Below are 23430 nucleotides of genomic sequence, written 5' to 3'. Positions count from 1 at the left end.
TTTCGGCCGTGATGACTGCACCCTCGCGCCCCCAGCACCTCGCGCCCACGCCGCTCTCCGACCTCGTGTCCGACGACGTGCGGATCGTCGGCGACGCCGAGTCCGTCGAGGTCACCGGCGCGTCCCTCGACAACCGTCGCGTCGTGCCCGGCGACCTCTACGCCGCGCTGCCCGGCGCGCACGTCCACGGCGCCCTGTTCGCCGCCGCCGCGGTGGACTCCGGAGCCCGCGCCGTCCTCACCGACGAGGCAGGGCTCGCCCTGCTCCGCGACGCGGGCCCCCTGCCCGTGCCGGTGATCCTCGCCGACGACCCGCGGGCAGTGCTCGGCGAGATCTCCGCGCGCATCTACGACCGCCCCGCCGAGCGGCTGCGCACGGTCGGCATCACGGGCACGAACGGCAAGACGACGACGGCCTACCTCCTGGACGGCGCCCTCCGCGCCCTCGGCCGCACCACCGGCCTCGTCGGCACGATCGAGATCCGCGTCGGCGAGAGCCGCGTCGACGCCGTGCGCACCACCCCGGAGTCCTGCGACCTCCAGGCCCTCCTCGCCGTCATGGCCGAGCGTGACGTCACCGACCTCACGATGGAGGTGAGCAGCCACGCCCTCGCCCTCCACCGTGTCGACGGGGTCGTCTACGACGTCGCCTGCTTCACCAACCTCAGTCAGGACCACCTCGACTTCCACCGCACGATGGAGGCGTACTACGAGGCCAAGGCCTCGCTGTTCACGCCGGAGCGGGCGCGTCACGGTGTCGTCTGCGTCGACGACGACTGGGGGCGGCGCCTCGCCGCCGAGACGACGATCCCCGTCGTCACCGTCGCGAACTCGGCCGATCGTCGCGCGGACTGGGTGATCGCGTCCCGCCCGGGCGAGTCGAAGTTCACGCTCACGCCGTCGGGTGCCCTCGTCGCCGACGGGGCCCGTGCCCTCCACCTCGCCTCGCCGCTGCCGGGCGACTTCAACCGGACGAACACGGCCGTCGCCGCCCTCGCCCTCCTGACCCTCGGTACGAGCTCCGAGGACGCCGAACGTGGCCTCGCCGGCGACATGCACGTCCCCGGCCGGGCGGAGACCGTCGATCTCGGGCCGGACGCGCCGCGCGCGATCGTCGACTTCGCCCACACGCCCGACGCCGTCGCCTCCGTCCTCGCCGCCCTGCGGCCCGGCACGGAGGGGCCCCTCGTCGCCGTCCTCGGCGCCGGTGGCGAGCGCGACCCCGGCAAGCGTCCCCACATGGGCGCCGCCGCCGCCCGGTACGCCGACCACGTCGTCGTCACCGACGACAACCCCCGCCACGAGGACCCCGCGGAGATCCGCGCCGCCGTCCTCGCCGGCGCCACCGCGGCCCTCGAGGACGCGCGCGACTCCCGCGGAGAGGCCCTCGCCCGCGACGCCGTCGAGGTCGCCGGCCGCGAGAACGCCCTCGTCACGGCGCTCGGCCTCGCCGGGCCGACCGGCACCGTCGCCGTCCTCGGCAAGGGCCACGAGACCGGTCAGCAGATCGGCGACGTCGTCCACCCCTACGACGACCGCTCCGCCCTCACCCGCGCCTGGCAGCGTCGCCCGGCCCCCACCTCCGACCCTGCAGGAGAGCACGCATGATCCCCCTGACGCTGCGGCGCCTCGCCGAGATCACGGGAGGTGACCTCCTCGACCCCGCGAGCGGCGACGTCCTCGTCGACGGCCCCGTCGTCACCGACTCCCGTGAGGCGGGGCCGGGGTCGCTCTACGTCGCCCGCGTCGGTGAGCACGCGGACGGCCACGTCTACGTGCCCGCCGCGAAGGAGAAGGGCGCCGTCGCCGCCCTCGTCACGACGCCCGTCGAGCAGCTCCCGGCCGTCCTCGTCGACGACGTCCAGGAGGCGTTCGCCGCCCTCGCCCGCGAGGTCGTGCGTACCCGCGTGGCGGACGGTCTCCGCGTCGTCGGCATCACCGGCTCCTCGGGCAAGACGAGCACGAAGGACCTCCTCGCCCACGTCCTCTCCGGGCACGGCGAGACCGTCGCGACGATCGGGTCGCTCAACTCCGAGGTCGGCGTCCCGCTCACCCTGTGCCGGGTGACGCCGACGACGGCGATGCTCGTCGTCGAGATGGGCGCCCGCGGCATCGGCCACGTCGCCTACCTCACCGACATGGCGCCGCCCCACGTCGGCATCGTCCTCAACGTCGGCACCGCCCACCTCGGCGAGTTCGGCTCGCGGGAGGCGATCGCCCGGGCCAAGTCCGAGCTCGTCGCCGCCCTCACCCCCGAGGGGCTCGCCGTGCTCAACGCCGACGACGACCTCGTGCGCGGCATGACGGGCGCGACGCCCGCCCGCGTGTGCCTCACCGGCCGCTCGACGGACGCCGACGTGCGCGCCGACGACATCCACCTCGACGCGCTCGGTGCGCCGTCGTTCACCCTTCACGTCCCCGGCGCGGACGGCGCGGGGGAGCGCTCCCTGCCCGTCCACCTCGCCCTCCTCGGCGAACACCAGGTCGACAACGCCCTCGCCGTCGTCGCCGCCGCCCTCGAGCTCGGCATGACGCCCGAGGCGATCGTCGAACGGCTCGAGAGCGCCGCCCCCGCGAGCCGCTGGCGCATGGAGCGTCACGTCCGCGCCGACGGGGTCGTCGTCGTCAACGACGCCTACAACGCCAACCCCGACTCGATGTCCGCCGCGCTCCGCACCCTCGCCCGGATGGAGTGCGCGGGCCGCCGCGTCGCCGTCCTCGGCGCGATGTACGAGCTCGGTCCCGACTCCGCAGACGAGCACCGCCGCATGGGCGCCCTCGCCGCCGAACTCGGCGTCGACGTCGTCGTGGCCGTGGGGGAGGACGCCCGCGTGATCGCCGACGGCGCCACCCGGGCCACGGCCGGGGACGCCCCCGAGATCCACCACGTCGACACGCTCGACGCCGCCGAGTCGCTCCTCGACGAGCGCCTCGGCCACGGCGACGTCGTGTTGCTCAAGTCGAGTCGAGACGCCGGTCTCCGCCTGCTCGGCGACCGTCTCATCGCGCAGGAGGACCGTTCATGAAGCCCGTGCTCGCCGCGACCGGCCTCGCACTCCTCATCGCGCTCTTCGGGACGCCGCTCTACATCAAGTTCCTCGTCAAGCGCGGGTACGGCCAGTTCATCCGCGACGACGGCCCGACGACCCACCACACCAAGCGGGGCACCCCGACCATGGGCGGCGCGGTCATCATCGCCGCGACCGTCCTCGGCTACTTCCTCGCCCACCTCGTCACCGTGACGCCGCTGTCGACGAGCGCGTTGCTCGTCATGGGGCTCATGGTCGGGCTCGGGCTCGTCGGATTCGCCGACGACTTCATCAAGATCAGCAAGGCCCGCAGCCTCGGGTTGCGTTCCGGTCAGAAGCTCGTCGGTCAGTTCGGCGTCGGCACGATCTTCGCCGTGCTCAGCCTCACGCTCCACGACGAGCGCGGGGTGAGTCCCGCCTCGGGCCGGATCTCGTTCCTCCACGACCTCCCGATCGACCTCTTCGTGTTCGGGCCGATCATCGGGTATCTGCTCTTCATCCTCTGGATCAACCTGCTCATCGCGGGAACGAGCAACGGCGTCAACCTCACCGACGGTCTCGACGGCCTCGCGACGGGCGCGACCGTCCTCGTGAGCGGCGCGTTCATCCTCATCGGCATCTGGCAGTTCAACCAGCGGTGCGCGCGTGCCGGCGCCAACCCCGCGCTCTGCTACCAGACGCCCCACCCCCTCGACCTCGCGATCTTCGCCGGGGCCCTCATGGGGGCCTGCGTCGGGTTCCTCTGGTGGAACGCCTCGCCGGCGAAGATCTTCATGGGCGACACCGGCTCCCTCGCCCTCGGCGGTGCGCTCGCCGGCCTCGCGATCACGACCCGCACCGAGCTGCTCATGGTCATCCTCGGTGGGCTGTTCGTCATCATCACGCTGTCGGTCATCATCCAGGTCGCCTCGTTCAAGATGACGGGCAAGCGCGTGTTCCGCATGGCGCCGCTGCAGCACCACTTCGAACTCAAGGGCTGGAACGAGGTGACGATCGTCATCCGGTTCTGGATCATCGCCGGCATGTGCGTCGGCCTCGCCCTCGCCCTCTTCTACACGCCGTGGATCGTCATCGGAGGTACCGTGTGAGCGCCCAGACCAGCCCCGTCCCCGGCTCGGACGCTCCCGAACCCAACGGTGTCGTCGAACCCACCGGTGTCGTGCGGTGTGGCGGTGAGCCCGCCGGCCGCCGCGGCCCCCTCGACCACGCCGGCGCCGACTGGGCCGGACTGCGGGTCCTCGTCACGGGCCTCGGCGTGAGCGGATTCGCCGCCGCCGACGCCCTCCTCGAACGCGGCGCGCTCGTCCGTGCCGTCGACTCCGGCTCCTCCGAGGCGCTCACCGAGCGGTGCCGCATCCTCGAGGTCCTCGGCGCCGACCTCGTCCTCGGCGAGGACGCCGCCACCGCGCTCGCCGACGACCACGACCGCCTCCTGCAGGGGATCGACCTGGTCGTCACCTCGCCCGGCTGGCGGCCCACGACTCCGCTGTTCGTCGCCGCCGACGCCTGGGGCATCCCCGTGTGGGGCGAGGTCGAACTCGCCTGGCGGATGCGCCCCGAGGGTGCCGCGCCGTGGGTGACGATCACCGGCACCAACGGCAAGACCACGACGGTGCAGATGCTCCACTCGATCTTCACCGCCGCCGGGCTCCGCTCCCGCGCCGTCGGCAACGTCGGCACCCCGATCATGGAGGCCGTGCTCGACCCCGAGCCCTACGACGTCCTCGCCGTCGAACTCTCGAGCTTCCAGCTCCACTGGCAGAACTCCGTCTCGCCGGTCGCCTCCGTCTGCCTCAACCTCGCCCCCGACCACATCGACTGGCACGGCTCCTACGAGGAGTACGTCGCCGCCAAGGGACGCGTCTACGCGAACACCCACGTCGCGTGCGTCTACAACGTCGAGGACGCGGCCACCGAGAAGCTCGTCGAGGACGCCGACGTCGTCGAGGGCTGCCGCGCCGTCGGCTTCACGCTCGGCACACCCGGTCTCTCGATGGTCGGGGTCGTCGAGGACGTCCTCGCCGACCGCGCATTCGTCGAGGAACGCCGCACCGCGGCCGCCGAACTCGGCACCGTCGCCGACCTCCAGCGGGGGAGCATCACGCCCCCGAGGCACGTCGTCGCGAACGCCCTCGCCGCCGCCGCCCTCGCCCGTGCCGTGGGCGTCGAACCCGTCGCAGTCCGCGACGGTCTGCGCGTGTTCACGCCCGAGGCACACCGCATCGCCGAGGTCGCCCGCTCCGGCGACATCACGTGGATCGACGACTCCAAGGCGACGAACCCGCACGCCGCCACCGCGTCCCTCCAGGCCTTCGACCCCGTCGTGTGGATCGCCGGCGGCCTGCTCAAGGGGGCCGACGTCGACGACCTCGTCCGCGACAACGCCCACCGGCTCCGCGGCGCGGTCCTCCTCGGACGCGACCGGGCCCGCCTCGCCGAGGCGCTCGCCCGACACGCGCCGGAGGTCCCCGTCGTCGACGTGGAGCAGACCGACACTGGGGCGATGACGCGCATCGTCGCCGAGGCCGCGGCGCTCGCCCGACCAGGCGACGTCGTCCTCCTCGCCCCGGCCGCCGCCTCGATGGACATGTTCCGCAACTACGAGGTGCGCGGCGAGGAGTTCGCCGCCGCCGTCCACGCCCACCTCGGGCACTGACACCCCCGCCACCGCCGCCCGTGCGACGACGCGTGGGCCGCGACGGCGCACGACCGGCACGTCGCCCGCGGCGCGCACGGTGGACACGACCCCTCGAAGGAGGCCCCGGTGAGCACCTCGACCCGCCGCCCGACGACATCGGCGGCCTCGCGCTACGCCCGCGGCGAGACGGGTGGCGGCGCCCCGCCGGACCCGCACCCCTTCTGGGTCGGCCTCGAGTCGCCTCTGTCGACGTACTACCTCCTCATCGCGGTCATCTCGAGCCTCACGCTCATCGGCCTCGTCGTCGTCCTCTCGTCCTCCTCCGTCACCTCCCTCAAGGCCGGCAACCCCGCCTACAGCCTCTTCATGAAGCAGGCGCAGTTCGCCGTCCTCGGCACCGTCGGGGCGTTCGTCGCCTCCCGGCTGCCCGTGAGCGCGTGGAAGAAGCTCGCGTTCCCGATCTTCTGCGTCGCGGTATTCCTCCAACTCCTCGTCCACACGCCCGTCGGCGTCGAGGTCAACGGCAACCGCAACTGGATCCAGCTCCCCGGGATGCAGCTCCAACCCTCGGAGATCGGCAAGTTCGCGCTCGTCCTCTGCATCGCCCTCGGCCTCGCGACCAAGCGACGCCGCCTCCACGAGTGGCAGCACGTCGTCGTCCCCGCCCTCGTGCCGTTCGGGGCGATCATCGTCGGGCTCACCCTCCTCGGACGCGACCTCGGCACCGCGCTCATCCTCCTCGCGATCATCGCGGGGCTGCTCTGGGCCGCGGGCGTCTCGTGGAAGCTGTTCGTCGCCGCCGGGGGTCTCTTCGGCGCGCTCGCCGCCGTCATGGTCCTCGTGAGCGGCAACCGCATGTCGCGCATCGACCAGTGGCTCAACTGCACCGACGTCCACCAGTGCTGGCAGACGCGCCACGGCCAGTTCGCCCTCGCCGACGGCGGGATCCTCGGCCGCGGCCTCGGCAACAGCGTCGAGAAGTGGCTGTGGCTGCCCGAGCCGCAGAACGACTTCATCTACGCGATCATCGGCGAGGAGCTCGGCCTCTGGGGGGCGCTCCTCGTCCTCGCCCTCTACGCCCTCCTCGCCCTCGCCTGCTACCGCATCGTCATGCAGAGCGACGACCAGTTCGTCCGCCTCGCGACGACCGGCGTCATGGTGTGGATCCTCGTCCAGGCGATGATCAACATCGGCTCCGTCATCGGGCTCCTGCCCGTCATCGGCGTGCCGCTGCCGCTCGTCTCCTACGGCGGGTCGGCGCTCGTGACGAACCTCGGCGCGCTCGGCATGGTCATCTCCTTCGCCCGCAGCGAACCTGCCTGCCGCCGCGCCCTCGCCGTCCGGCCCGTCGCCTGGCGCCGCTCCCTCGAGACCGTCCATCTGCCCGGCCTCACCCGCCGCCGCCTCGCCCCCGTGCCCGCCACCTCCGACGAGCCCCCCGTGACCTCCGCCCGGACGAGAACGACCCGCCGGGCCCGCCCCACGCCCCCGACCCGAAAGGACAAGTGATGCGTTCCGTCGTCCTCGCCGGAGGAGGGTCGGCCGGCCACGTGTCCCCGCTCCTCGCGCTCGCCGACCGTCTCCGCGCCCGCCACCCCGAGGCCACGATCACGGCCCTCGGCACGGTGGCCGGGCTCGAGTCCCGCCTCGTGCCCGCCCGCGGCTACACGCTCGAGACGCTCCCCAAGGTGACGTTCCCGCGCCGCCTCGACGCCGCAGCGTTCTCGCTGCCCGCCCGCCTCGCCCGAGCGGTGAGGGCCGCCGACCGTGTCGTGGCGGGCGCCGACGTCGTCGTCGGGTTCGGTGGCTACGTCGCGAGCCCGGCCTACCTCGCCGCCCGTCGCCGTGGCATCCCGATCGTCGTCCACGAGCAGAACGCGCGCCCCGGCCTCGCCAACCGTCTCGGAGCCTCCCTCTCCCGGCACGTCGGCGTGACGTTCCCCGACACCCCGCTGCCGCACGCCACGGTCGTCGGCATGCCGCTGCGGCGCGAGATCGCCGACCTCGACCGCGCCGCCCTCCGCGGGGATGCCCTCGCGCACTACGGCCTCGACCCGCAGCGTCCCACGCTCCTCGTCACCGGTGGGTCGCTCGGCGCGCAACGTCTCAACACCGTCCTCGGCGAGACCGCCCCCGCACTCCTCCACGCCGGGATCCAGGTCGTCCACCTGTGCGGCCGCGGCAAGGACGTCGACCTCTCCGGCGTCGCGGGGGAGCACACCGACGGCGGTGTCGTCGCCGAGTCCGGCGCCCGCTACGTCGTCCGCCAGTACGCAGACCGCATGGAGCTCGCCTACGCCGCCGCCGACCTCGTCGTCTGCCGCTCCGGCGCGAACACCGTCTGCGAACTCACCGCCGTCGGGCTGCCCGCGATATTCGTGCCGCTGCCCATCGGCAACGGCGAGCAGCGCGTCAACGCGACCCAGGTCGTGGACGCGGGCGGCGCCCGCATCGTCGACGACGCCTCGTTCACGCCCGACGTCGTCCGCACCCGGGTGCTGCCCCTCCTCACCGACACCGAGCGCCTGACGCAGATGGCGGCCGCGTCCGCCTCCTGCGGCGAACGCGACGCGGACGACCGCCTCGCCGACCTCGTCGAGGCAGCCGTCGCCGACAGGAAGGGGCGCTGACATGAGCGACGCCCGCCCCACCCGGCGGCCCTTCACCCCGCGCTTCGACGTCGACGCGGTCGTCCCGCCCGCCGCGGAGCTCGGCCACGTCCACGTCCTCGCCGCCGGCGGCGCGGGCATGTCTGCGGTCGTCCGGCTCCTCCTCGACGCCGGCCTCGAGGTCTCCGGCTCCGACGCCCGCGACTCGGCCGTCCTCGACGCCCTCCGCACCCAGGGCGCGACGATCCACGTCGGCCACGACGCCGCGTACGTCGCGGACGCCGACACGCTGGTGGTGTCCTCCGCCGTCCGTGACGACAACGTCGAACTCGTCGCCGCCCGCGCCGCCGGGCTGCGGGTCCTCCACCGGTCCCAGGCCCTCGCAAGCCTCATGGCCGGTCGTCGACGCGTCGCCGTCGCCGGTGCGAACGGCAAGACGACGACGACCGCGATGCTCACCTCCGCGCTCCTCACCGCGGGAGCCGACCCCTCGTTCGCGATCGGTGGCGAACTCGTCGGACCCGAGGTCAACGCCCGGCTCGGCGAGGGCGACGCGTTCGTCGTCGAGGCCGACGAGAGCGACGGGTCGTTCCTCGTCTACCACCCGGACGTCGCCGTCGTCACCAACGTCCAGCCCGACCACCTCGACTTCTACGGAACCTTCGAGGGGGTCCGCGCCGCCTACGGCCTCTTCGCCGAGAGCATCGGCACGGCCCACCCGGAGGGATCCGCCGACGCGGTCGCAGGTCTCGTCGTCACCTCCGCCGACGACGAGGGTGCTCGACGCCTCGCCGAGGAGCGTCGCCGCGCCGGTGCCCGGGTCCTCACGTTCGGCACCGGGGAGGACGCCGACCTCCGCCTCGTCGACGTCGTCGGGGAGGGACTGCGCGGTCGCGCCCGTCTCGTCGTCCGCGACGCCGCGCGCGGCGTCGACGCCCCGCACGGACAGGCGCTCGCCGACCTCGACGGCCGCACCCTCGAGGTCGCCATGCCGGGCACCCACAACCTCCTCGACGCCGCCGCGGCGCTCCTCGCCGCGTGCATCGGCCTCGACGCCGACCCGACCGCCGTGCTCGCCGGCCTCGCCGACTACCGGGGCACACGCCGCCGGTTCGAGGCCAAGGGTGAGGTCGGGGGAGTGCGGGTCGTCGACGACTACGCCCACAACCCCGCCAAGGTCGAGGCTGTCGTCGCCTCCGGGCGTCAGGTGTGTGCGCCGGGGCGACTCGTCGTCTGCTTCCAACCCCACCTCTACAGCCGCACCCGCGACTTCGCGCCCCAGTTCGCCGCCGGGCTCGCCCGCGCCGACGTCCTCGTGCTCCTCGACGTCTACGGCGCGCGTGAGGACCCGATGCCCGGTGTGAGCTCCGCCCTCGTCTCCGACGAGGTGCGGCGCCTCTCCGCCGAGGAGGACCACCACTGCGAGGTCCACGACGTCGTCGGCCTCGACGCGGCGGCCGAGACCCTCTCCGGTCTCGTCCGCCCGGGCGACCTCGTCCTCACCGTCGGTGCCGGATCGGTGACGACCGTCGGTCCCGTCCTCCTCCACGCCCTGGAGGCCCGGGCGTGAGATCCGGCTCGACGACGGCCGGTGCCCCGCGCCGACCCCGTCCCACCCCGCGCCTGTGGGTGCCCCGGATCCCGGCCCGCGTGCTGGGGATCGTCGCCCTCGTCGTCGCCGTCCCCGGGCTCCTCGCGGCGGTCCTGTGGCTCGCACCCTTCTTCCGGGTCTCGGAGGTCGACTACCGCACGACGCCCGACCGGGCGTCGGCGTTGGCCGCCTCGGCACCCGTCGAGAAGGGTCGACCTCTAGTCGAGGTCGATACCCGGGCGGTCCATGACGCGGTGCTCGCGAATCCCGTCTTCCGTGCCGCCGACGTGAGCCGCTCGTGGCCGTCCACCCTCGTCGTCGAGGCCACCCCGCGCACGCCCGTCGTCGCCCTGCAGGAGCGGGAGGCCCCGACGTTCCGCCTCGTCGACGCCGAGGGCGTGGCCTACGACTCCGTCGCCGAGGTGCCCGACGGTGTCCTCACGGCCCGCGCCGACGCACCCGAGGATCCGGGGGCGCTGCGCACGCTCGTCGCCTTCGTCGGCGCCCTCGACCCCGGGCTCCTGTCCCAGGTCCGCGACCTGAACGTCGACGACCGGGGGAGGCTCACCGCGTCCCTCTCTCGTGTCGAGATCGACTGGGGGACCGCCGAGGACAGCGCGCTCAAGGCCGCCGTCGTCCGTGACCTCGTCGGCCGGGCCGGGGTCGCCCGAGTCGACGTGTCCGTCCCGATGGAGCCGGTGACCTCGGCGACGCGGCGCTCGTCGCCCCCGACCTCGGGCGCGGCCCGGGAGACGTCCCGGGCGGGCGGCGACGCCTCCCGACCCTCGAGTCCTTCCTCGACGTCCTCGCCGACGCCGTCGCCGACCCGTTCCTGAGCCGCGGCGAACGACCGGCGGCCCTCGGCACCGCTCGACGTCAATCAGAGGTCAAGGGTTGGGAAAGTCGGGTCGAGATGGCAGGGTGGGCGGTCGAACGTCCATTACGATGAGTGCGGACAGCAGCGATCCCGCTGCGACTCGCCGGAAATCGGCGGGTGGGGGTGTGCCTGCGGTCCGACCTCATATCGTGGGGCCGATACGCCCGTCCGTACGGGCGTGCTCGACCCGCTCGACCGAAAGATCGTCTTCAGGAGAGGCCCCCGTCGTGGCAGCACCGCAGAACTACTTGGCCGTCATCAAGGTCGTCGGCATCGGCGGGGGCGGTGTCAACGCCATCAATCGGATGATCGAGGTCGGCCTCAAGGGCGTCGAGTTCATCGCGATCAACACCGACGCCCAGGCGCTCCTCATGAGCGACGCCGACCTCAAGCTCGACGTGGGCCGTGAGCTCACCCGTGGTCTCGGCGCCGGCGCCGACCCCGAGGTCGGCAAGAAGGCCGCCGAGGACCACGCGGAGGAGATCGAGGAGGCCCTCAAGGGCGCCGACATGGTCTTCGTCACCGCCGGTGAGGGTGGTGGCACCGGTACCGGTGGCGCGCCCGTCGTCGCCAAGATCGCCAAGGGTCTCGGCGCCCTGACGATCGGTGTCGTCACCCGCCCCTTCACGTTCGAGGGTCGTCGCCGCGCCAACCAGGCCGAGTCCGGCATCGGTGCGCTGCGCGAAGAGGTCGACACCCTCATCGTCATCCCCAACGACCGACTCCTGTCGATCAGCGACCGCGCGGTCTCCATGCTCGACGCCTTCCGCAGCGCCGACCAGGTGCTCCTCTCGGGTGTCCAGGGCATCACCGACCTCATCACGACGCCGGGTCTCATCAACCTCGACTTCGCCGACGTCAAGTCCGTCATGCAGGGCGCGGGGTCCGCGCTCATGGGCATCGGCTCGGCCCGCGGCGAGGACCGCGCGGTGCAGGCGGCCGAGCTCGCGATCAGCTCCCCGCTCCTCGAGGCGAGCATCGACGGTGCGCACGGCGTGCTCCTGTCGATCCAGGGTGGCAGCGACCTCGGTCTCTTCGAGATCAACGAGGCCGCGCGTCTCGTCCAGGAGGCGGCGCATCCCGAGGCCAACATCATCTTCGGTGCCGTCATCGACGACGCCCTCGGCGACGAGGTCCGCGTCACGGTCATCGCGGCCGGGTTCGACGGTGGCAGCCCGCAGCGTCGCACCGACGAGAACCCCCGCCAGGCCGGTCAGCAGCAGCGTCCGCCGCAGATGCCGCAGGGGCGTCCGACCTCGATGCCGGGCATGGGTCAGGCGGCCTCGCAGCAGTCGCCGATGCCGCAGCAGCACCCGCATGGTGGCATGCCCCAGCAGGGCGGCATGTCGCAGCCGGTGATGCCGCGTCAGGGCCAGGTGCCCCACCAGCAGCAGGAGCAGGCGCAGGAGCGTCGCCCGATGCCGCAGCAGGTCCAGCCGGCCGGTGTGCAGCCGTCGCTCGACCCGATGTCGCAGCGTCAGGCCCCGCCGCGTCAGCAGATGCCGCAGCAGCAGCCGGTCCAGCCCCAGCGTCCGCAGCAGCCGCAGCACCAGCACCAGCAGCCGCAGCACCAGCAGCAGCCGCCGACACAGATGCCGCAGCAGCCGGGTCGCCCGCCGCGCACGGTGACGTTCGACGAGGGCGACGACCTCGACGTGCCCGACTTCCTCAAGTAAGACCCGGCTCCTCGTGTTCGCGTGGCGTGCGCAGGTGGGACCTCTCCCCGAGACGGGGGAGCCCACGGCGCACGCCACGCGCATGTCCGGGCACGGTGGGGACATGCAGCCGACGCGTGTCGCCGACTGGGGGTTCACCCGCGCCGACGACGGTGGGGTCTCCACCGGCGACTTCGCCGGGCTCAACCTCGGCGGTCACGTCGGTGACGACCCGGCGGCGGTCGAGGAGAACCGCACCCGTCTCGCGCGTGCCGTGGGCGTCGACCGGGAGCACCTGCTCTTCATGGCGCAGGTGCACGGGTCCGACGTCGCGGTCGTTCGTGGCCCGTGGGAGGGCGACCCGCCGGAGGTCGACGCGATCGTCACCGACCGGCCCGGCCTCGCTCTCGCCGTCCTCGTCGCCGACTGCACCCCGATCCTCCTCGCCGACCCGGAGGCCGGCGTCGTCGGTGCCGTCCACGCCGGTCGTCCCGGCCTCGACGCCGGTGTCGTCGACGCCGCCGTCGAGGCCGCCCGCGACCTCGGGGCACACGCCCTGCGCGCCGCCGTCGGTCCGAGCGTCTGTGGTCGCTGCTACGAGGTGCCGGCCGAGATGCGCGACGAGGTCGCGGCACGTCATCCCGTGGCGGCCACGGTCTCCTGGACCGGCACGGCCGCGCTCGACGTCGCCGCCGGGGTCGTCGCCCGACTCCACGCCCTCGACGTCCCCCTCACGTGGGTGCCGGGGTGCACGCGGGAGGATCCACGTTTCTACAGCTACCGCCGGGCGTCCCGCACGGGGCGCTTCGCCGGCGTCGTCACGACGAGGGAGGGCATCGATGGCTGACGCGCCGCAGGACGGGACCGCGCCGCTCGCGGAGGGCGACGCGGAACGCACACGCCGTCGCGCCGAGCTCGCCGAGGCCCTCGAACGGACTCGCGAGCGTATCGCCGTCACCGGCGCCGAGCCGACGCTCGTCGTCGTGACGAAGTTCTTCCCCGCCGCCGACGCCGCGGCGCTCGTCGACCTGGGCATCACCGACATCGGCGAGAACCGCGACCAGGAGGCCGCGGCCAAGGTCGCCGAGCTCGAGGAGACCGGGCACCGTCCGGCGCGGGTCCACTTCATCGGGCAGCTCCAGAGCAACAAGGCCGCATCCGTCGCCCGGTACGCCGATGTCGTTCAGTCCGTGGACCGGGTGAAGATCGTCACCGCGCTCGAGAAGGGTGCGCGGGCGGCGGAGCGTCGTCTCGACGTCCTCCTCCAGGTCGACCTCGCGGGAGACGACGAGGGTCGCGGCGGGGTCCTCCCCGACGCGTTGCCCGCCCTCGCCGAACGGGTCGCGGGCAGTGACGTCCTCGACCTGCGCGGCGTCATGGCCGTGGCGCCTCTCGGTGGCGACCCCGACGCGGCGTTCGCCCGTCTCGCGGATCTCCACGAGCGTCTACTGCGGGACCATCCGGAGGCGACGTGGCGGTCGGCGGGCATGAGCGGCGACCTCGAGGCGGCGCTGGTGCACGGGGCGACCCACGTGCGTGTCGGGTCGGCAATCCTGGGTGCCCGACCACGAGCCCGATAACGTGGGTCCGAGGACTTCGCCCCGTGGTCGTCCCGGACACCCACGTCGTCGTATCGTGCGGGGACGGCCGAGGGTGAGGTCGACGATCCACGACGAGCACGACACACGGCAGGTGGGAGCACACTGATGGCGGGAGCACTGCGCAAGGCCTGGGTCTACCTCGGTCTGGCCGACGAGGACGACCGCGACGTGCGCTACGAGGACGAGTACGAGGACCGGGAGGTCCACATGCGCCGTCACGAGGACGAGCGCGACGACGACCGCGTCGACGCCGAGCCCGTGCGTGCCGAGCGGTCGGAGCGCGTCGAGTCCCGCGAGCCCGTCCGTGAGGTGTTGCCCCAGGAACGTCGGCCCCTCGTCCGCGAGGGCGAGGGTGAGGATGCGGGTAGCGTGGTCCCCGTCGCCCGCGAACGCCGCGGGTCGAGCGTCGCCCTCGCTCCCGTCGAGGAGCGCCGCACCGCGGAAGTCACTCCGTTTCCGCGCCGTACCCCCGTGAGTGAGGTCGTGAAGGACGTGGACGTGACGGGTGTGCACCGGATCTGCACGATCCACCCGCGGACGTACAACGAGGCCAAGAAGATCGGTGAGACGTTCCGCGAGGGCACCCCGATCATCATGAACCTCTCAGATCTCGACGACGCGGACGCCAAGCGTCTCGTCGACTTCGCCGCGGGTCTCGTGTTCGGTCTCCAGGGTGCGATCGAACGGGTGACGAACAAGGTGTTCCTGCTGTCCCCGGTGAATCTCGAGGTCACGACGGGGGAGGGCGAGGGCTCTCGCGCTCGTCGCAGCGTGTTCAACCAGAGCTGACAGGACATACTCGGTCCATGCAGCTGTTGTTCTCGCTCGTCTCCGCCCTGCTCAACCTCTACCTCATCGTGCTCATCATCCGGATGGTGCTCGACTGGATCCAGGTGTTCGCCCGTGACTGGCGTCCGCGGGGTGTCGTCCTCGTGTTCGCCAACCTCATCTACGGGCTCACGGACCCGCCGCTCAACGCGCTGCGTCGGCTCATCCCGCCGCTGCGTCTCGGCACCGTCGCGCTCGACGTGGGTTTCATCCTTCTCTTCCTCGCAGTCTCGATTCTTGGCAACGTGTTCGCGCAAATGGCCGTCACGGCCGCCTGAAAAGCGGCGAGAATGTCGCCATGACGAACGTCCGAATTCATGGACGACAGGCGTCCGACCTGGACGATCGAATCATAGAAAGGGCCTCTCACCTGCGGCGTTCCTGTGGATGACGGGTCGGCCGATCACCGTTCTTGGGGTTACTCTGATGACGGATATGACGGCGCGACAAAAGGGTTCGACATGGCTCTCACTCCTGAGGACGTCCTGAACAAGCACTTCACGGCGACGCAGTTCAGGCGCGGATACGACGAGCAGGAGGTCGACGACTTCCTCGACGAGGTCGTCGTCGAGCTGCGCCGCCTCGCCGGCGAGAACGCGGATCTCCGGCGTCACGCGTCCGTCGCCGCCGGCGCCCAGGGGGGATCCGCGGGCGCTGCGGCGGTCGAGGACGTCGCCGTCACCGAGGCCGCCCTCGCGGAGGCCCAGGAGCGTGCGGCGCGTGCCGAGATCGAGGCGCGTGAGCGCATCGCCGCCGCCGTCGAGCAGGCCGAGCGGGCCGAGCGGGAGTCGCAGGAGCGCATCGAGGCCGCCCGTGTCCGGGCCCGTGAGATCGAGGAGTCGGCCGAGTCGGCCGAGTCGGCCGACTCACCGGAGTCCTCGGACGCCCCCGTCGCCCCCGTTGCCGGCGTCTCCTCGTCGTCGGTCTCCGCACCCGCGGACGCCGCCGGGGTCATCGCCCTCGCGCAGAAGGTGCACGACGAGTACGTCGACCAGGGGCGCCAGGAGCACGACCGTCTCGTGTCGGAGGGCACGTCCCGCCGTGACGAGCTCGTCGCCGAGGGGCAGGCGCGTCACACGGAGCTCGTCGAGTCCGGTCAGGCCCGTCACGACGAACTCGTGAGCAAGGGACAGGCGCGGCACGACGAACTCGTCTCCACCGGCGAGGCGCGCCACACCGAGCTGGTCGAGACGGCGCAGTCGCAGCACGACGAGCTGCTGCGCACGGGTCAGGCCGAGCACGACCGTCTCGTCACCGAGGCGCGCTCGACGGCCGAGGAGCTCGTCGGGGAGGCGGAGACGCGTCGCGAGCAGGTCCTCGGCGAGCTCGAGCGTCGCCGTGGCGCCTACGACGCGAAGATCGGCGAGCTCTCGACGTACGAGGAGCGGTACCGCTCCGCGCTCACGTCGCTCATCGAGTCGCACCTGCACAGCCTCGTCGGCGACGGCGAGGTCAAGCCCGGGCCGATGCCCGACGCATCCGTGGACGAGCCGTATGACGCCGACCGGGCGGAGTCCTTCGACGGCGGCGACGCCCCCGTCGAGGAGCACGAGGAGCACGAGGAGCACGGGGAGTCCGTGGCACACCACGGCTGAGCGACGCCGGTGCGTCGCCCGTGTGAACGGGGACGCCGGACGAGGTGGGGGTGGGCCGCGGGCCCGCCCCCATCTCGCGTCGTGGGGAGCGTCGTCGAGGCGTGCGCGAACGTGCCGCCGGGTGCGGCTACCGTGGGGGGTGGCAGCGTGGGCGTCCGTCGTGGCCCCGCCTGCACCTCACCCCGGGCCACGCCGAGCGTGGCGTGACCGCACGAGACGGAGCGTCGCCGATTTCCCCCACCCCCACCTCCACCACCCCCGCCGCCGGGTCCCGCGTGTTGTCGCGGCCGAGGCTCACGGCGACGATGCTCGTCCTCGCCGCGGCCGTGTGGGCGCTCGACCAGGCGACCAAGCAGTGGGCCCTCGGGCGGTTCACCCCGGGGGAGGCCGAACCGTTCCTGGGGCGGTTGTTGCAGTTCACCCTCGTGTTCAACCCGGGGGCGGCGTTCTCGATGGGGACGGCGTTCACGCCCGTCATCACGGTGATCATGGCCGCGGTCGGGATCGGGCTGCTCGTCGCGTCGACGCGGGTGGGGTCGCGGTGGTGGGCGATGTCGGCCGGGTTCCTCCTCGGCGGCGCGCTCGGCAACCTCACCGACCGTCTGTTCCGGCCCCCGGGCTTCGCGCACGGTCACGTCGTCGACTTCCTCATGCTGCCGGACTTCCCGGTGTTCAACGTCGCGGACTCGTTCATCACGACCGCGGCGGTGTGCATCGTGCTCGCGGCGATCAAGGACATCCCGTTCGGCGGCCGTGCCGCCGACACGACGACGGAGGAGGGCGACCACCGTGGCTGACGTGCGCACGATGCCGGTGCCCGACGGTCTCGCGGGCGAGCGGGTCGACGCCGCCCTCGCGCGGCTGTTCGGGGTGTCCCGCACCAAGGCGGCGGACCTCGCCGCCGCCGGGGACGTGCTCCTCGACGGACGTACGGTGGGCAAGTCCGACCGACTCGTGCCGGGGGCGGTCCTCGAGGTCACGCTGCCCGACCCGAACCTTCCCCCCGGGCCGGAGGTGGTCGCGGAGCCCGTGCCGGGCATGGCGATCGTGCACGACGACGACGACATCGTCGTCGTCGACAAGCCCGTCGGGGTCGCGGCCCACCCGAGCGTCGGGTGGACGGGGCCGACCGTCGTCGGGGGGCTCGCGGCGGCGGGGTACCGCATCTCGACCTCCGGCGCGAGCGAGCGTCAGGGCATCGTGAGCCGCCTCGACGTCGGCACGAGCGGCCTCATGGTCGTCGCGAAGAGCGAGTACGCGTACATGATGCTCAAGCGCGCGTTCCGCAACCGGGAGGTCGACAAGACCTACCACGCCCTCGTGCAGGGGCTGCCCGACCCGGTCGTCGGCACGATCGACGCGCCCATCGGGCGGCACCCTGGCCACGAGTTCAAGTTCGCCGTCATGCGGGGCGGCAAGCCCAGCATCACGCACTACGAGGCGATCGAGGCGTTCCGGCACGCGAGCCTGCTCGAGGTCAAGCTCGAGACGGGGCGCACCCACCAGATCCGCGTGCACATGGCCGCGCTCAAGCATCCGTGCGTCGGCGACCCGCTGTACGGCGGCGACCCCGTCCTCGCGAAGCGCCTCGGGTTGGCACGGCAGTGGCTCCACGCGATGGCGCTCGGCCTCGTCCACCCCGGTACGGGGGAGTACGTGACGTTCGAGAGCACCTACCCGGACGACCTCGCCCACGCCCTCGACGTCGTCGCGGAGGGCTGAGGACGCCCGCCGCGTCCCGCCCCCGAGGGAGAGGTGCGGAGGGGCGAAGGGCTGTCGGCGTCCGGTCGTAGGATGCGGGGACGATGAGTGAGAACAGCCCGGCCCCCGGTGAAAACTTCGTCCACCTCCACTGCCACACCGAGTACTCGATGCTCGACGGTGCGGCCCGCATCGACGACCTCTTCGCCGAGTCCGCCCGCATGGGCATGCCGGCGATCGCGACGACCGACCACGGGTCGATCTTCGGCGCGTACGAGTTCTGGAAGAAGGGGCAGAAGCACGGCGTCAAGCCGATCATCGGCATCGAGGGCTACCTCACGCCGGGCACGCACCGCACCGACAAGACGCGGGTGAAGTTCGGCGACGGTGGCCGCGACGACGTCTCCGGTTCTGGTGCCTACACGCACATGACGTTGTGGGCCGAGAACACCCCGGGCATGCACAACCTTTTCCGGTTGTGCTCGCTCGCGTCGCTGGAGGGCTATTACTTCAAGCCCCGCATGGACCGGGAGCTCCTCGAGACGTACGGCAAGGGCATCATCGCGACGACGGGCTGTCCGTCGGGCGAGATCCAGACGCGGCTGCGGCTCGGGCAGTACACCGAGGCCAAGCAGGCGGCGAGCGACTTCCGCGACATCTTCGGCGTCGACAACTTCTATTGCGAGCTCATGGATCACGGCCTCGACATCGAGCGCCGCGTGCAGAAGGACCTCCTGCGGCTCGCCAAGGAGCTCCGGCTCCCGCTCGTCGCGTCGAACGACCTTCACTACACGCGCCCGGAGGACGCGAAGGCGCACGCCGCGCTGCTCTGCGTCCAGTCGGGGTCGACGCTCATGGACCCGGGCCGGTTCAAGTTCGACGCCGACGACTTCTACCTCAAGAGCCCCCAGGAGATGCGTCACCTGTGGCGTGAGCTCCCCGAGGCCTGCGACAACACCCTCCTCATCGCCGAGCGCTGCAACATCGACTTCGTGGAGGGCGAGGGCCGCTACATGCCGCGCTTCCCCTGCCCGCCGGGGGAGGACGAGACGAGCTGGTTCCTCAAGGAGGTCGAGACGGGGCTGCACCAGCGGTTCCCCGAGGGTGTCCCCGACTACGCCCGCAAGCAGGCCGAGTACGAGGCCGAGGTCATCATCGGCAAGGGCTACCCGGGGTACTTCCTCGTCGTCGCCGACTTCATCAACTGGGCCAAGTCGCAGGGCATCCGTGTCGGGCCGGGCCGTGGCTCGGGTGCGGGGTCGATGTGCGCGTACGCGATGAAGATCACCGATCTGGACCCCATCCCGCACGGCCTCATCTTCGAGCGGTTCCTCAACCCCGAGCGCAAGTCGATGCCCGACTTCGACGTCGACTTCGACGAGCGTCGGCGCGGCGAGGTCATCAAGTACGTCACGGAGAAGTACGGCGAGGAGCGCGTGGCGCAGATCGTCACGTACGGCACGATCAAGGCCAAGCAGGCCCTCAAGGACGCGAGCCGCGTCATGGGCTTCCCCTTCGCGATGGGCGAGAAGCTCACGAAGGCGATGCCGCCGGACGTCATGGGCAAGGGCATCCCGCTCTCCGGCGTGTTCGACCCGGAGCACAAGCGGTACGCCGAGGCCGTCGACTTCCGCGCGATGCACGACGAGGACCCGCAGGCGCAGGAGATCGTCAAGACCGCGCTCGGCCTGGAGGGCCTCAAGCGTCAGTGGGGCGTGCACGCCGCCGGCGTCATCATGAGCAGCGAGCCGCTCATCGACGTCATCCCGATCATGCGGCGCGAGCAGGACGGGCAGGTCATCACGCAGTTCGACTACCCGACGTGCGAGACGCTCGGGCTCGTCAAGATGGACTTCCTCGGCCTGCGCAACCTCACGATCCTCGACGACGCGATCGACAACGTGCGCCTCAACCGGGGTGAGGAGATCGACCTCGACGCCCTGTCCAAGGACCTCACCGACCCCAAGACGTACGAGCTGCTCCAGCGGGGCGACACCCTCGGGGTGTTCCAGCTCGACGGCGGCGGCATGCGCGCGTTGCTGCGGCTCATGCAGCCGGACAACTTCGAGGACATCTCCGCGGCTCTCGCGCTCTACCGCCCGGGTCCGATGGGTGTCGACGCGCACACGAACTTCGCGCTCCGCAAGAACGGTCGGCAGGAGATCGTCCCGCTCGACCCGCGGCTCGAGGGCAAGCTCGAGCAGAAGATGATCGACGCGCTGGACCCGATCCTCGGCACGACCTATGGCCTGGTCATCTACCAGGAGCAGGTCATGGAGATCGCGCAGAAGCTTGCCGGGTACACCCTCGGCAACGCCGACCTGCTCCGCCGCGCCATGGGCAAGAAGAAGCGCGAGGTCCTCGACGCCCAGTTCGTCGACTTCGAGAGGGGCATGCTCGACAACGGGTTCTCCTCGGCGAGCGTCAAGGCCCTGTGGGACGTCCTCGTCCCGTTCTCCGACTACGCGTTCAACAAGGCGCACACGGCGGCCTACGGTCTCGTCTCCTACTGGACGGGCTACCTCAAGGCGAACTACCCGGCCGAGTACATGGCGGCACTCCTCACGAGCGTCGGCGACGACAAGGACAAGTCGGCGCTGTACCTCAACGAGTGCCGTCACATGCGCATCAAGGTGCTGCCGCCCGACGTGAACTCCTCGATCGGCCGGTTCGCCGCCGTCGGCGAGGACATCCGGTTCGGCATGGCCGCGATCCGCAACGTCGGACAGAACGTCGTGGACGCGATCGTCGCCGCGCGCGAGGAGAAGGGGGAGTTCGCGAGCTTCTCCGACTTCCTCTCCAAGGTGCCGGCCGTCGTGTGCAACAAGCGCACGATCGAGTCGCTCGTCAAGGCGGGCGCGTTCGACTCCCTCGGCCACCCGCGCGCCGGTCTCGTGCGGGTGCACGAGAGCTACGTCGACGCCCTCGTCGACATCAAGCGCAAGGAGGCGATCGGGCAGGACTCCCTCTTCGGGGCGTTCGGCTTCGGGGACGACGAGGACGACGACGCCACGGGCGGGCTCGACGGGTTGCCGCCGATCCCGCCGCAGGAGTGGGACAAGCACACCCTGCTCACGTACGAGCGGGAGATGCTCGGTCTCTACGTCTCGGACCACCCGTTGTTCGGCATCGAGCACATCCTCGCCCAGCACAGCGACACGTCGATCGCGTCGGTGTCGGCGTCGGTGGAGGAGGGCGGCCGTGCCGACGGGGCGACGGTGACGATCGCGGGTCTCATCACGGGTCTGCAGCTCAAACGCACGAAGAAGGGCGACCTGTGGGCGATCGTCACGGTGGAGGACCTCGAGGGTGCGGTGGAGTGCCTGTTCTTCCCGAGCACGTACATGACGGTGAGCACGATGCTCTCGACCGACACGGTGTGCGCGGTGCGGGGGCGCATCAACCGGCGTGAGGACCAGGTGTCGATCTACGCCCAGGAGCTCACGCTGCCCGACATCTCCGAGGGTCCGCGCGGCCCGGTGGTGCTGTCGATGCCGGCGGCGCGGGCGACGAACGGTCTCGCGCTCAAGCTGAAGAGCGTCCTGCACGAGCACCCGGGCGCCACCGAGGTGCACCTGCGTCTCACCCAGCCGGGCCGCAGCGTCGTCATGAGGCTCGACGACAACCTCCGCGTCACGGCCTCACCCGCGCTCTTCGGTGACCTCAAGGCCCTCCTCGGCGCCTCCTGCCTCGCCTGAGCGCGGGCCGCGACGGGTCTTTCCGCCGCGGCCCACTCCGGGCTCATGCCCTTCAGACGACGGTCTCGTAGAGCACGACGCGGCTCGGCCCGCCGGGGGCGTCCTCGTGGAGGCAGACGACGAGGTGACCGCGGTCGTCGGACACGACGAGTCGACACGTGCCCGGCGGGGAGGCGGGGGCGTCGGGGATCGACCTCCGGACCTGCTCCACGACCTCCTCGGCCGTGACGACCGCGCGGGCACGGCGCGCGTCGGCGCCGGGGGGATCTCCCAGGGGAAGGCGTAGACGGTGACGCCGACCCCGTCGCCGAACGCACCCTTCTCCTCGGCATGCGCGACGAGCGAGCCACCGTCGAGCGGGAAGCCCCAGTGATGCTGCAGCCGTGCGGTCGTCATCGCCCGTGACAGGCCGCGTACCGCCCATACCCCCGTGGTCGTGACGAGGACGGCGGTGCAGACGGCCAGAGCTGCGGCGAGGAGGCGTCTCGTGCGACGTGTTCCGGGGCGCCGCCGGCTGTCTCGGCTGTCTCGGCTGTCTCGGTCATCGGGCCCCCGTTCGCGGGCCGGATCCTCCGGTCCCGGAGCCGACGGTAGGTGCCCCTCCTCGTCCCCGCCTGGGAGATCACCGGGGAAGGCCCGGGACCCTGCAGCGGCTGCCCCTTCAGGCCTCCGCGAGGAGGGCCGAGGTGCGGGCGGCGTGGCCGGTGCGGCGGTGGGGACGCTGCCCCTCGCTGCCCCGAGGTGCCTCGCGGCGCGCCTCCCGGCGGGCGCGGTGCTCGGTGGCGGTGCGGGTGAGGCTCGGCATGTGGACTGCGCGGACATAGTGTGCCCAGTCGATCTCCCGCGCGTCGAGCGCGTCGAGGAACCCGGCGGCGTTCGCGCGGGCGAGGAGGGTGCGGGTCTCGGCGTCGTCGTAGCGGGTGTGGCTGCACGTGTACGGCTGGTAGATCCCCGCGTACTGCCGGAGGAGACCCAGCCCGCGGGCCGCCGTCGCGACTCGGCGACGGGCCCGGGGGAGCGTCGCGGCGGGAAGGACGTCGAGCGCTCGGCCGAGACGATCGACGACGTCGATGCGGCGCCCGGCCCACGCCTCGAGCGCGTCGGGGTCGAGGAACCGCCACGGACGCAGGCGGATCGGTGCACCGTCCCGGTCGACCCACGGGTGCTCCCGGAGGAACCCCTCGACGTGGCCCCGCAGCGTGTCGAGGGTCATCGGGTTGCTCACGCTCGTCCCCACCTGGAGGTACCGCGGGAGGGCGTCGTCGTGCGGCACGTGCGTCGCCGCGAGGATCGCGTCGACGACGAGGTCGACGGGGACGACGTCGAGGACGGCCTCGGGATATCCCGGGAACGCGACGAGCCGCCCCTTGGCGAACGCCGCGATGAGCGGGTCTGCCACCTTGAACCCGTCGATCCACCCCGGGAACGGATGCCGCAGGGCGCTCTCGATGATCGTCGGACGCAGGATCGTGAGGCGGTGTCCGGGGGCGGCCCACAGCTCTTCGGCGACGCGCTCGCCGAGCGACTTCGTCATCGTGTAGACGTCGGTCCATCCGAGCTCTCGGGCGCGCTCGCGGCCGAGGGCGCGCATCGTCGCGTCGGTCTGCGC

At 72.0% G+C, this 23430-nt stretch carries 19 protein-coding genes; 17 read left to right on the top strand and 2 right to left on the bottom strand.

Going from position 1 to position 23430, the window contains the following annotated elements:
* Positions 1-11: 11 nt before the first annotated feature.
* The 17 genes from MOPEL_RS05540 (at position 12) to dnaE (ending at position 21821) form a co-directional block, all read left to right on the top strand.
* Positions 12-1607: a UDP-N-acetylmuramoyl-L-alanyl-D-glutamate--2,6-diaminopimelate ligase gene (locus MOPEL_RS05540; protein ID WP_040633042.1), complete on the top strand. Its 1596-nt coding sequence runs from the start codon at positions 12-14 to the stop codon at positions 1605-1607.
* On the top strand, positions 1604-3025 hold the full coding sequence (locus MOPEL_RS05535) for a UDP-N-acetylmuramoyl-tripeptide--D-alanyl-D-alanine ligase (RefSeq protein WP_009481874.1): 1422 nt from the start codon (positions 1604-1606) through the stop codon (positions 3023-3025). Before MOPEL_RS05540 ends, MOPEL_RS05535 begins: the two co-directional genes overlap by 4 nt.
* Positions 3022-4116 (top strand): phospho-N-acetylmuramoyl-pentapeptide-transferase, encoded by a 1095-nt coding sequence (mraY, locus tag MOPEL_RS05530; protein ID WP_009481873.1) that lies wholly within the window; start codon positions 3022-3024, stop codon positions 4114-4116. The genes MOPEL_RS05535 and mraY overlap by 4 nt, the downstream gene beginning before the upstream one ends.
* On the top strand, positions 4113-5684 hold the full coding sequence (gene murD, locus MOPEL_RS05525; protein WP_009481872.1) for a UDP-N-acetylmuramoyl-L-alanine--D-glutamate ligase: 1572 nt from the start codon (positions 4113-4115) through the stop codon (positions 5682-5684). Before mraY ends, murD begins: the two co-directional genes overlap by 4 nt.
* Positions 5685-5792: 108 nt before the next feature.
* Positions 5793-7175: a putative lipid II flippase FtsW gene (gene ftsW, locus MOPEL_RS05520; RefSeq protein WP_009481871.1), complete on the top strand. Its 1383-nt coding sequence runs from the start codon at positions 5793-5795 to the stop codon at positions 7173-7175.
* Positions 7175-8296, top strand: a complete 1122-nt coding sequence (gene murG / locus MOPEL_RS05515; protein WP_009481870.1) for an undecaprenyldiphospho-muramoylpentapeptide beta-N-acetylglucosaminyltransferase — start codon at positions 7175-7177, stop codon at positions 8294-8296. Before ftsW ends, murG begins: the two co-directional genes overlap by 1 nt.
* Before the next feature lies 1 nt (position 8297).
* The gene (gene murC, locus MOPEL_RS05510; protein ID WP_009481869.1) at positions 8298-9845 is read left to right on the top strand and encodes a UDP-N-acetylmuramate--L-alanine ligase; all 1548 of its coding nucleotides are present in this window, start codon (positions 8298-8300) and stop codon (positions 9843-9845) included.
* 80 nt (positions 9846-9925) lie between these two features.
* A complete protein-coding gene (locus MOPEL_RS15770) occupies positions 9926-10702 on the top strand; it encodes a cell division protein FtsQ/DivIB (protein ID WP_141631200.1) in 777 nt (258 codons plus the stop codon).
* 268 nt (positions 10703-10970) lie between these two features.
* A complete protein-coding gene (gene ftsZ / locus MOPEL_RS05500) occupies positions 10971-12419 on the top strand; it encodes a cell division protein FtsZ (protein WP_009481867.1) in 1449 nt (482 codons plus the stop codon).
* A 103-nt stretch (positions 12420-12522) separates the two neighbouring features.
* Positions 12523-13245, top strand: a complete 723-nt coding sequence (gene pgeF / locus MOPEL_RS05495; RefSeq protein WP_040633063.1) for a peptidoglycan editing factor PgeF — start codon at positions 12523-12525, stop codon at positions 13243-13245.
* Positions 13238-13978 (top strand): YggS family pyridoxal phosphate-dependent enzyme, encoded by a 741-nt coding sequence (locus MOPEL_RS05490; protein ID WP_009481865.1) that lies wholly within the window; start codon positions 13238-13240, stop codon positions 13976-13978. The genes pgeF and MOPEL_RS05490 overlap by 8 nt, the downstream gene beginning before the upstream one ends.
* 126 nt (positions 13979-14104) lie before the next feature.
* On the top strand, positions 14105-14788 hold the full coding sequence (locus MOPEL_RS05485; protein WP_009481864.1) for a cell division protein SepF: 684 nt from the start codon (positions 14105-14107) through the stop codon (positions 14786-14788).
* Between the two features lie 17 nt (positions 14789-14805).
* The gene (locus tag MOPEL_RS05480; RefSeq protein WP_009481863.1) at positions 14806-15105 is read left to right on the top strand and encodes a YggT family protein; all 300 of its coding nucleotides are present in this window, start codon (positions 14806-14808) and stop codon (positions 15103-15105) included.
* Positions 15106-15288: 183 nt separating this feature from the next.
* A complete protein-coding gene (locus MOPEL_RS15765) occupies positions 15289-16422 on the top strand; it encodes a DivIVA domain-containing protein (RefSeq protein WP_009481862.1) in 1134 nt (377 codons plus the stop codon).
* A gap of 203 nt (positions 16423-16625) precedes the next feature.
* Positions 16626-17219, top strand: coding sequence for a signal peptidase II (gene lspA, locus MOPEL_RS05470; RefSeq protein WP_245544723.1), 594 nt, complete (start codon positions 16626-16628; stop codon positions 17217-17219).
* The gene (locus MOPEL_RS05465; protein ID WP_009481860.1) at positions 17212-18144 is read left to right on the top strand and encodes an RluA family pseudouridine synthase; all 933 of its coding nucleotides are present in this window, start codon (positions 17212-17214) and stop codon (positions 18142-18144) included. The genes lspA and MOPEL_RS05465 overlap by 8 nt, the downstream gene beginning before the upstream one ends.
* A gap of 83 nt (positions 18145-18227) precedes the next feature.
* Positions 18228-21821, top strand: a complete 3594-nt coding sequence (gene dnaE, locus MOPEL_RS05460) for a DNA polymerase III subunit alpha (RefSeq protein ID WP_009481859.1) — start codon at positions 18228-18230, stop codon at positions 21819-21821.
* Between the two features lie 52 nt (positions 21822-21873).
* Here the strand turns inward: dnaE and MOPEL_RS17590 are convergent, their stop codons facing one another.
* A complete protein-coding gene (locus tag MOPEL_RS17590; protein ID WP_009481858.1) occupies positions 21874-22032 on the bottom strand; it encodes a hypothetical protein in 159 nt (52 codons plus the stop codon).
* 450 nt (positions 22033-22482) lie between these two features.
* A partial coding sequence (locus MOPEL_RS05455) for an SDR family oxidoreductase (protein WP_009481857.1) occupies positions 22483-23430 on the bottom strand: 948 nt, incomplete at its 5' end.

Source organism: Mobilicoccus pelagius NBRC 104925, assembly GCF_000247995.1.
GTDB classification, from domain to species: Bacteria; Actinomycetota; Actinomycetes; order Actinomycetales; family Dermatophilaceae; genus Mobilicoccus; species Mobilicoccus pelagius.
Note: the sequence above shows the minus strand (reverse complement) of the source record. Positions and strands in the feature narration are given on the sequence as shown.

Coding starts and splice junctions, on each gene's coding strand:
- MOPEL_RS05540 (WP_040633042.1), top strand. CDS start 12: ATGACTGCACCCTCGCGCCCCCAGCACCTCGCGCCCACGCCGCTCTCC.
- MOPEL_RS05535 (WP_009481874.1), top strand. CDS start 1,604: ATGATCCCCCTGACGCTGCGGCGCCTCGCCGAGATCACGGGAGGTGAC.
- mraY (WP_009481873.1), top strand. CDS start 3,022: ATGAAGCCCGTGCTCGCCGCGACCGGCCTCGCACTCCTCATCGCGCTC.
- murG (WP_009481870.1), top strand. CDS start 7,175: ATGCGTTCCGTCGTCCTCGCCGGAGGAGGGTCGGCCGGCCACGTGTCC.
- murC (WP_009481869.1), top strand. CDS start 8,298: ATGAGCGACGCCCGCCCCACCCGGCGGCCCTTCACCCCGCGCTTCGAC.
- pgeF (WP_040633063.1), top strand. CDS start 12,523: ATGCAGCCGACGCGTGTCGCCGACTGGGGGTTCACCCGCGCCGACGAC.
- MOPEL_RS05490 (WP_009481865.1), top strand. CDS start 13,238: ATGGCTGACGCGCCGCAGGACGGGACCGCGCCGCTCGCGGAGGGCGAC.
- MOPEL_RS05485 (WP_009481864.1), top strand. CDS start 14,105: ATGGCGGGAGCACTGCGCAAGGCCTGGGTCTACCTCGGTCTGGCCGAC.
- MOPEL_RS05480 (WP_009481863.1), top strand. CDS start 14,806: ATGCAGCTGTTGTTCTCGCTCGTCTCCGCCCTGCTCAACCTCTACCTC.
- MOPEL_RS15765 (WP_009481862.1), top strand. CDS start 15,289: ATGGCTCTCACTCCTGAGGACGTCCTGAACAAGCACTTCACGGCGACG.
- dnaE (WP_009481859.1), top strand. CDS start 18,228: ATGAGTGAGAACAGCCCGGCCCCCGGTGAAAACTTCGTCCACCTCCAC.